General features: G+C 50.0%; 5 protein-coding genes and 1 pseudogene. 5 read left to right on the plus strand and 1 reads right to left on the minus strand.

Going from position 1 to position 3,869, the window contains the following annotated elements; translation table 11 throughout:
* A partial coding sequence (locus LUQ50_RS00480) for a phosphomethylpyrimidine synthase ThiC (RefSeq protein ID WP_300034537.1) occupies positions 1–305 on the minus strand: 305 nt, incomplete at its 3' end.
* 161 nt (positions 306–466) lie between these two features.
* Between LUQ50_RS00480 and LUQ50_RS00485 the strand changes: the two genes are divergently transcribed.
* The 5 genes and pseudogenes from LUQ50_RS00485 to LUQ50_RS00505 all read left to right on the plus strand — a co-directional run.
* Positions 467–1,237 carry an anaerobic ribonucleoside-triphosphate reductase activating protein gene (locus LUQ50_RS00485; protein WP_300034540.1) on the plus strand — a complete coding sequence of 257 codons (771 nt, stop codon included), beginning with the start codon at positions 467–469 and terminating at the stop codon, positions 1,235–1,237.
* Positions 1,197–1,745, plus strand: coding sequence for an AAA family ATPase (locus LUQ50_RS00490; RefSeq protein ID WP_300034545.1), 549 nt, complete (start codon positions 1,197–1,199; stop codon positions 1,743–1,745). The genes LUQ50_RS00485 and LUQ50_RS00490 overlap by 41 nt, the downstream gene beginning before the upstream one ends.
* Positions 1,742–2,515: a sugar phosphate isomerase/epimerase gene (locus LUQ50_RS00495; RefSeq protein WP_300034548.1), complete on the plus strand. Its 774-nt coding sequence runs from the start codon at positions 1,742–1,744 to the stop codon at positions 2,513–2,515. The genes LUQ50_RS00490 and LUQ50_RS00495 overlap by 4 nt, the downstream gene beginning before the upstream one ends.
* On the plus strand, positions 2,503–3,474 hold the full coding sequence (gene rnz, locus LUQ50_RS00500) for a ribonuclease Z (protein ID WP_300034551.1): 972 nt from the start codon (positions 2,503–2,505) through the stop codon (positions 3,472–3,474). Before LUQ50_RS00495 ends, rnz begins: the two co-directional genes overlap by 13 nt.
* A gap of 198 nt (positions 3,475–3,672) precedes the next feature.
* Positions 3,673–3,869, plus strand: a pseudogene (locus tag LUQ50_RS00505) (phosphoesterase); the annotation flags it as partial.

Genomic DNA, 3,869 nt, shown 5'->3' on the forward strand with positions numbered 1-3,869 from the left:
AAGTCACCGCCGGTCGAGAGTTCCATCAGGGTATCGGCTCCTGCCCGCTCTCCTGCCTTTGCCTTCTCGACCTCCATGTCTACATCAACTATATCTGAGGAAGTCCCGATTGAACAGTTCACTTTGGTGCGCAACCCTTCTCCGATACCACAGACTTTCACCTTCCGGTACGGGGAGATTGGAATCACAATATGGCCCGCCGCGATGCCACGACGGATATAATCTTCAGTAACGCCTTCCTGTGCAGCTACTGTCTTCATCTCTTCGGTGATGATGCCTCGACGGGCATCCTCAACTATTGACATACCTAATACGTTCAATAATGAGATACATAAAGGCTCGTTTTTCAAAAAGGGGACTCCAATTTGGTTTCCTGCAAAACAAGTAAATTTGTTTTGCCCCGACTCCCTCGCATCTCTCTAGGACCGATAGAAGTATTCCGATCCATGATGGAATGAAAACAGTGATGAAAAGCGGTGACCAACCTGTTACCGCAGTGACCGATCCAATCCGAATCAACTTTGCAGGTTTTGTCCCGCTCAGCACCGTAGACTGGCGGGGGAGATCCGTATGTGTGATCTTCTTTAGGGGGTGTCCGGTCCGGTGCTGGTATTGTCAGAACCCGGGCATTCAGAGTGGGCAGGATATCCAGAATGCTGATGACATTCTGGCAATGATCAGATCTGCGGAACTGTTGATCAGCGGAGTGGTCTTCTCTGGTGGTGAGGCAACCATGCAGCCGGATGTTCTCCGGTATCTTGCAGAGCAGGTGAAGCGAATGGGCCTTGCCACCGGGTTACATACCAACGGGGTATTTCCTGCAGTACTTGCAGATCTGATCTCCAATGGGCTCATCGATCTCATTGCTCTCGATATAAAACCAGAATGGAACCTCAATACGGTGAAAGGAAAAGAGCGGGCACTGGGATCTGAAGTGAAAAAATCCCTCGCAATCTGTACCACCGGAAACCAGGCCGGGGTCCTGCCATCATTCGAGGTGGTACTAACCCTCTTCCCTGGAAGCGGTGAGCAGATAGCCGCGGTATCGCCTGATGTCGCTGAGGGCGTGGATCTGGTACTCCAGCAGGGAGAATATACCGGGATCAGGGCCCTTCAACTGGAGGATCTGAAGGCCATCGCGGATACACTCGGTCGTCGGGTACGAATACGAACCAGGGAGCAAGGGGAGATATGGTATGAAGGTAATAGGAATTGTGGGAATGCCGGGATCCGGTAAGGGTGAATTCTCAAGTATTTCAGCCCAGATGGGCATACCGGTGGTTGTTATGGGGGATGTCATCAGAGAAGAGGTCAAAAAGGAAGGGCTTCCTCCTGTTGATGCCAGTATGGGAATTGTAGCCAGACGACTCCGTGAAACGTATGGGATGGCTGCAATTGCACATGTCTGCATCCCGGTGATAGAATCACAGCATGCTCCGGTAGTTCTGATCGACGGAATTCGTGGAGATGCCGAAGTCAGGGAGTTTTCCGGGCATTTTCTTGATTTTATCCTGATTGCGATCGAATCCCCCCTTGAAACCAGGTTTACCCGCCTTACTATCAGAGGCAGATCAGATGATCTGCAGAATATCTCTGAACTTACTGCTCGTGATGAACGCGAATCATCGTTTGGTCTGCGGGCTGCTATGGATCTTGCATCGATTCGGGTCATGAATATGGGAACTCTTGAAGAATACCGCATGAGCGTCAGATCCACCCTTGAAAAGATAGCAGGAGCATCATGAGCATTCACCCCTATTTTGGTTCGTCAGCAAAGGTCTGGGATGAGATTTCCTGGATATTCGGGATTGAAGATGCAGGATTTTCCGGATGGGAAGTTTGTGCTGACGGTAATTACCATTTTAGCAGATCTGAATCCTACAACTCGGTGATCGAGACCCTCGCCAGTACCAACCTTAAAGCATCGGTACATGCTCCCTATGGTGACCTTAATCCGGCTGCCATTAATGAGCCGATATGGAAGGAGACGGTACATCAGATCTCCGAATGTATCAGGAAGGCAGCACCGATCACTGACCGGGTGACGGTTCATCCCGGATACTTGTCCTGTACCGGGAAACTTGTTCCCGGGAAGATCTGGCAGCTTCAGAAGGATGCATTAAGAGAGTTTGGGAAGGTAGCGCTGGAGTATGGAGTTACTGCCTGCATTGAGAATATGCCAAATATCCCCGATTTTCTCTGTCAGTACCCTGAAGAGATCCTTGGGTTAATCGAGGACATTGAAGGGATCGGGCTTACAATAGATTTCGGTCATGCCAATACGATCGGAAAGGTGGATGGGTTCAGGAAGTATCTGGACCATGCATCTCATGTTCATATTCATGATAATCATGGGAAGTCTGATGAACACCTCCCGATAGGGGCCGGCACTATCAACTGGAAGCGGCTTTCTGCAGATCTTCTGGAACATTATTCCGGGGTGGTAGTAGTGGAAGGTCGGTCAATTGAGGAGGCAAAGCAGTCATATGAACAGATTAAGGGGTGGATATCATAGCCGGTGAGACGCTACAGGTATTTTTTCTGGGAACCTCCGGAGCACTCCCAACCATCTCACGAAACCTCCCGTGTCTTCTTCTTAAATGGGGATCACACGATCTCCTCTTTGACTGTGGGGAGGGTGCACAGCGGCAGATGATGAAGGCAAGGGCTGGTTTTTCATTTGAGTCGGTCTTTATCACCCATTGGCATGCGGACCATTTTCTTGGCCTTATTGGTCTTCTGCAGACGATGTCATTCTCAGGCAGAGAAGAACCACTCGTGATCTATGGGCCTGATTCGGTTCATGAGATGGTCGCTGATATCAAACAGATCTGCAGAAGCAGGATTAAGTTCCCGGTCGAGTCCCGCAGGGTCAGACCCGGTGATACCCTGACATTTGATGGGTATGCGATCCATGCGGTGGCAACGGATCACGGTATTCCCGGTCTTGCTTACATATTTGAAGAGGACAAACGGCCTGGAAGGTTCAATCGTGAGCTTGCAATCAGCCTGGGTGTCAAACCAGGCCCGCTTTTTGGGAGACTTCAGCGGGGCGAGGATGTCGTGATTGTTGCTGATGGTATAGAGAAACGGATCTCTCCCGGTATGGTCATGGGAGAACATCGTCCTGGCAGGAAGATCATTTATTCTGGTGATACCAGACCGATACTGGCAGAACTCGCAGAACTGGGTGATGATGCCGATCTCCTGATTCACGATGCCACCTTTGACGATGGTGAACTGGATCGGGCCCGTGAATTTATGCATTCAACTGCCGGTGAGGCAGGAAAGATTGCATCTTCACTCAAAGCAGTACGTCTTGCCCTTTTTCACATCAGTACCCGGTATACCTCTGCAGATCAGCATCTTCTGGATGCAAGGAAGTATTATTCCGGAGAACTTCTGGCGCCCGACGATCTGGTTATGCTTGATATTCCGTTTTCTGATAAACAGATCGCCTCATCGCCAGAGTAGCCAGAGAGCGGGAGAAAGGAAATTTCTCCTGTTTTGGGCATGAAATCTTGTACTACATGGTTGAATTTATGTTCCTCCAGTTCCTACTATAATGCAATCGGTCGCTCGCGTTGCCCTGCACCCTTACCCGTAAGGCGGGATTTCATTCAGCTTCTTGTCAGATCGCAGCGACTGGCCGAATATCGGTGGATTGTACGTATGCCAAAAGGAACAGAGACAGTTGTATACAGCCTGGGAGATGGGTGCAGTCTCGCTGACGTGGTAGTCGGTAAGACCTATTCCGGTACTATCCAGGGGTTTGCTGCGTTCGGGACGTTTGTATACCTGAACAGTTCGACCAAAGGGCTTGTTCATAAAAGCAATATGCTTACCAGTCACCAGGAAGGGGATACAAT

Source organism: Methanospirillum sp., assembly GCF_028679455.1.
Lineage (GTDB): Archaea > Halobacteriota > Methanomicrobia > Methanomicrobiales > Methanospirillaceae > Methanospirillum.

What these genes read in the sequence shown, in the direction of transcription:
- LUQ50_RS00485 (WP_300034540.1), top strand. Translation starts at nt 467, where the DNA reads ATGAAAAGCGGTGACCAACCTGTTACCGCAGTGACCGATCCAATCCGA.
- LUQ50_RS00490 (WP_300034545.1), top strand. Translation starts at nt 1,197, where the DNA reads ATGAAGGTAATAGGAATTGTGGGAATGCCGGGATCCGGTAAGGGTGAA.
- LUQ50_RS00495 (WP_300034548.1), top strand. Translation starts at nt 1,742, where the DNA reads ATGAGCATTCACCCCTATTTTGGTTCGTCAGCAAAGGTCTGGGATGAG.